3 protein-coding genes are annotated in these 2,488 nt (G+C 59.7%); 2 read left to right on the top strand and 1 reads right to left on the bottom strand.

Annotation, left to right across the window (positions count from 1 at the left end; genetic code table 11):
- Positions 1–123 precede the first annotated feature (123 nt).
- Positions 124–1,047: a diadenylate cyclase CdaA gene (gene cdaA / locus NW856_RS11045; RefSeq protein WP_414328940.1), complete on the top strand. Its 924-nt coding sequence runs from the start codon at positions 124–126 to the stop codon at positions 1,045–1,047.
- A gap of 6 nt (positions 1,048–1,053) precedes the next feature.
- Positions 1,054–1,800 (top strand): isoprenyl transferase, encoded by a 747-nt coding sequence (locus tag NW856_RS11040; protein ID WP_414400280.1) that lies wholly within the window; start codon positions 1,054–1,056, stop codon positions 1,798–1,800.
- A 38-nt stretch (positions 1,801–1,838) separates the two neighbouring features.
- On the opposite strand, the gene NW856_RS11035 is transcribed toward NW856_RS11040, so the two are convergent.
- Complete coding sequence (locus tag NW856_RS11035) at positions 1,839–2,438, bottom strand: CPP1-like family protein (protein WP_011433251.1); 600 nt, start codon at positions 2,436–2,438, stop codon at positions 1,839–1,841.
- Positions 2,439–2,488 lie beyond the last annotated feature (50 nt).

Genomic DNA, 2,488 nt, shown 5'->3' with positions numbered 1-2,488 from the left:
GTGAGTGGTAGGCTGGTCTGGGGGCCGCAGTCAACAAGGGTTCTGGAGTTGAGAGGTTCTGAGGTACAGAACGGCACAGTCAGAAGGCCCGCAATGAGGGGAGCGTGAACGGGGTTTTTCGCCATGCTGGCGGCCTTATGGGCTTGGCTACAGCAGTTTAACTTTCTCAGCCTCTTGGACTGGGCTCTGGCCGTCTTTCTGTTGGCCTTGGCTCTCTATTACACCCGCGAAAGTCGTGCTGGGGTGCTGGTGCGGGGATTTATAGTGCTGTTGGTGCTGTACCTGGCCACAGCCTCTCTGCCCTTGGTTCACCTGATCTTGGATCGCCTGCTCCTGGGCGCAGCCGTAGCCATGGGCGTGCTCTTTCAACCGGAGTTTCGCCGGCTGCTGGAGCAACTGGCAAGAGCTATCCGCATGGAGTGGCCAAGCAACGCAGGCGACGACGAGGAGGATCCTGAGGAAGATTTGGTGGAAGAACTGGTGCAAGCGGTGCGAGAACTTTCCCAAAACCGCACAGGAGCGCTGATTGTGATCGAGCCGGAGCAGCCAATTGACTCGCGGGTCTTTACCGACAAAGGAGTACCTCTCCAGGCGCGGGTGTCGCGGGAGATCTTGCAGACCATTTTCCAGACTTCAACTTTGTTGCATGATGGGGCTGTGGTCATCCATCGGAATCGCATTCGCGCAGCGGGGGTCATCCTGCCGGTTTCGGAGCGGGCCGCCTCTCGACAGCTGGGCACACGGCACCGCGCTGCGATGGGGATCACAGAGCAGACCAATTGCTTGTGTATTGTGGTCTCAGAAGAAACGGGATCCATTTCCCTGGCCGAGGGTGGGCGCATCGAGCGGCCTCTGACCAGTGCCAAGTTACACGAACTGCTGGTACAGCGGTTGCGCAATCCCCGCGATGCCAAAAAACGAGATGCTCCGCTAAAGGGATTGTGGGCCCACCCCTGGTTTCGCAATGGGCCGCTGCGCTGGTGGGGATCCCTTGCCGATCTGACTAAACTCTTTCGCAAACCTGAGAAAACCCTCCCCGAAGACTGAATCTCCATGACCCTTTCTCCTGCCCATCTTCTGCAGTTGCCTGCCGACCTAGATCCGCAGTTGTTGCCCCGCCATGTGGCGGTGGTGATGGATGGCAACAGGCGTTGGGCGCAAAAACGGGGTTTACCCCGCAGCGTTGGGCATCAGCGAGGGGTAGCGGCCCTGAAGGAGCTGCTGCGCTGTTGCAATGATTGGGGGATCCCGGCCCTTACCGCCTATGCCTTCTCCACCGAGAACTGGGGCCGTGCCCGCGAGGAAGTGGATTTCCTCATGACGTTGTTCGAACAGGTGCTGTGGCGGGAGTTGGGGGAAATGGTGCAGCAGGGGGTGCGCATCCAGTTTGCCGGCCAGTTGTCGGCTCTGCCCCACTCTCTGCAGGAAACCATCGTGCATGCGGTGGAATGCACCCAGCACAACAAGGGCATTTGCCTGACGGTGGCCCTCAACTACGGGGGACGACAGGAGATCCTACAAGCCTGCCGCTCCATTGCCACCTTGGTGCAGCAGGGGCTGCTGCAGCCGGATCAGATTGACGAGGCCCTCTTTTCCCAATTTCTCTACACCACCGGCTTATCGGATCCTGATCTGCTGATCCGTACCAGCGGCGAGATGCGCATCAGCAACTTCCTGCTCTGGCAGATGGCCTACACCGAGCAGTATTTCACCCCCATCCTCTGGCCGGATTTCGACCGAGCCGCTTTTCACCAAGCCTTGCTTAGCTATCAGTCGCGGCAGCGGCGGTTTGGCAGGTGAGGATGATCCCTGGTTGGATATCCGTTGCCAACCGGCAGCTAGCGCAGAAAGCTGGTCACCAACCACATCACCGTAAACGTGATCCCCACCAACAGCGCACCAGGAGCATCGCCACCGGTGAGAGGAAGGGCAATGCCGTAGGCCAACATCAGCCCCAGGCTCAGGCCCGCCAGGGCCAAGAGAAAAGCGCGAATGAAGCGGCGCTCTTTGCGGTACAGGAAATAGATACAAGCCATCAGCCCCAAGGCCAGTTGCAGCGAGGGGTACTCATCGGGAGCCAGGATAACCCAACCCCCCAGCCCACCCAGCAGCGCCGCAGGCCAGAGGGCATCGGCGGTAGAGGGGGTATCCAACCAGCGGCTGACCCAGGGGGGATTTTGGGCAGCAGGGCGAGGCAAACTCAGCTCCGGCTCAGGATGGGCAGCCCGTTGTTCGGCGTAGCGAATGCGATCGGGAACGGCGATTTTGCCCTCTTTGCGCAGGCGCAGGCGCTGCATCAGGATGGCATCGTAGGCTTGCTCCACCCGCTCTTGCTGCTGTTCATCGGCGCCCAAGCTGGCCAGGAGCCGAGCCCGCGCCGATTGAATCTCTTCAAAAGAGGCTTCTTCGCTAATTCCCAACACCTGATACGGACTCATCTCAGCCATAGCGACCAGCCCTGTAACTCTTTATCACCTTAACCCAGCCT

It is taken from the genome of Synechococcus sp. R3-13 (genome assembly GCF_047462195.1).
Taxonomy (GTDB): Bacteria; Cyanobacteriota; Cyanobacteriia; order Thermostichales; family Thermostichaceae; genus Thermostichus.
This window is presented reverse-complemented; position numbering and strand designations above follow the sequence as displayed.

Bases quoted from the DNA above. Each gene is read 5' to 3' on its own strand.
- NW856_RS11040 (WP_414400280.1), top strand. From the start codon at position 1,054: ATGACCCTTTCTCCTGCCCATCTTCTGCAGTTGCCTGCCGACCTAGAT.
- cdaA (WP_414328940.1), top strand. From the start codon at position 124: ATGCTGGCGGCCTTATGGGCTTGGCTACAGCAGTTTAACTTTCTCAGC.
- NW856_RS11035 (WP_011433251.1), bottom strand. From the start codon at position 2,438: ATGAGTCCGTATCAGGTGTTGGGAATTAGCGAAGAAGCCTCTTTTGAA.